At 67.9% G+C, this 1,727-nt stretch carries 1 protein-coding gene; it reads left to right on the top strand.

Annotated features, from left to right (window positions below):
- The first annotated feature begins 127 nt into the window (after nucleotides 1–127).
- Nucleotides 128–1,681, top strand: a complete 1,554-nt coding sequence (locus ABH927_RS34145; protein ID WP_370028628.1) for an ISL3 family transposase — start codon at nucleotides 128–130, stop codon at nucleotides 1,679–1,681.
- Nucleotides 1,682–1,727: the final 46 nt, after the last annotated feature.

Genomic DNA, 1,727 nt, shown 5'->3' with positions numbered 1-1,727 from the left:
GGATCTGGCCCACATCTCGTGATCGTTACGACCCCCTGCACCTGGATTTCTGTGATCATGACTTGGGTGTGATCAGCCTGAGCTTGGAGCCCTCCTTCCTCACCTTGCCGGCGTCGTTGTTGACCGCGTGGAGGTGGCCGAGGCGTACGTGACGATCTGGGTCCGTCCCCGTGCCGAGCAGGGCACATGCCCGAAGTGCGGATGCGTCTCCACTCGTGTGCATAGTCACTACGAGCGACGGCTCGCGGATGCGGCGCTCGGCGGTCGCAGGGTGCTGATCCGGGTGCTGTCCCGCCGGTTCTTCTGCGACAACAGCCTCTGCCCTGCCCAGACGTTCGCCGAGCAGATCGCAGGCTTGACCAGGCCGTACGTGCGGCGGAGCCCGTTGTTGACCGGGATGCTGGATGCGATCGCGCTGGCGTTGGCGGGCCGCGCGGGTGCCCGCCTGGCCGACCTGCTCGGGCTGAGAACCAGCCGCAGCACGCTGCTGCGCCGGATCCGGGCGATGCCCGATCCGGAGATCGGTGTGGTGACTGTGCTCGGGGTGGACGATTTCGCGTTCCGCCGCGGCCACGTCTACGGAACGATCCTGATCAACATGGACACCCATGACCCGGTCGACGTGCTGCCCGACCGGGAGGCCGAGACGCTGGCCGCATGGCTGCGCGCGCACCCGGGCGTCGAGGTGATCTGCCGGGACCGCGCCGGAGCCTATGCCGACGGCGCCCGTACCGGCGCACCGGACGCCATCCAGACTGCTGACCGTTGGCATCTGTGGAACAACCTGGGCAAATACGTGGAGAAGACGGTGGCCGCCCACCACCACTGTCTGCACCGCGCCGACCCTGCCCCGCCAGCCCCGGTCGCCGACAAACCCGCCCGCGATCTGCAGCAACTGGCCGACGACGCGGCTAAGGCCCGCGCGGAGACCAGCGCGATCGTGGTCCGCACTCGCGAACGCTACGCCCAGGTCCAGGCGTTGAAGGCCGCAGGTAAGGGCATCAAGCCGATCATGCGCGAGCTCGGCCTGGCCAAGGAGACCGTCCGCCGGTTCTACCGCGCCGAGACGGCCGAGGACGTCGTGGCCACCAGCGTGGCCGGGCGGCCGAGCAAGCTTGACCCGTACAAGCCTCACCTGCATGAACGCTGGAATCAGGGCTGTACCAATGTCCTGGAACTGCACCGCGAGATCGCCGCGCGGGGGTACCGAGGCAGCTACGGCTCGGTCCGCGACTACCTGGCCCCGTTCCGCGAGACTGGCGTCGCGCCGCCCGCCGTCACCAAGCCGCCCAAGGTGCGCACCCTCACCGCGTGGATCATGACCCATCCCGACAACCTCGACAGCGACGACCAACTCGCCCTCAAGCAGGCACTCGCCGACTGCCCGCACCTGGATGTCCTCGCCGGGCATGTACAGGGCTTCGCCCAGATGATGCTCGAACGTCGCGGCGATCGGCTCGACGACTGGATGGCGAAGGTCGACGCCGACGACCTGCCCTACCTGCGGTCCTTCACCAAAGGCCTCCGACAGGACCACGCGGCCGTCCTCAACGGGCTGACCCTGCAGCACAGCTCCGGCGCTGTAGAGGGCCACGTCAACCGGCTCAAGATGCTCAAGCGGCAGACCTACGGCCGCGCCACCTTCGACCTGCTTCGCAAGCGCGTGCTCCTCACGACGTGATGCTCACAGGGGGTCGTGATGATCACGAGATGTGGGCCAGATCCAG

Source organism: Planotetraspora sp. GP83, assembly GCF_041262585.1.
Taxonomy (GTDB): Bacteria; Actinomycetota; Actinomycetes; order Streptosporangiales; family Streptosporangiaceae; genus JAOEGB01.
Note: the sequence above shows the minus strand (reverse complement) of the source record. Positions and strands in the feature narration are given on the sequence as shown.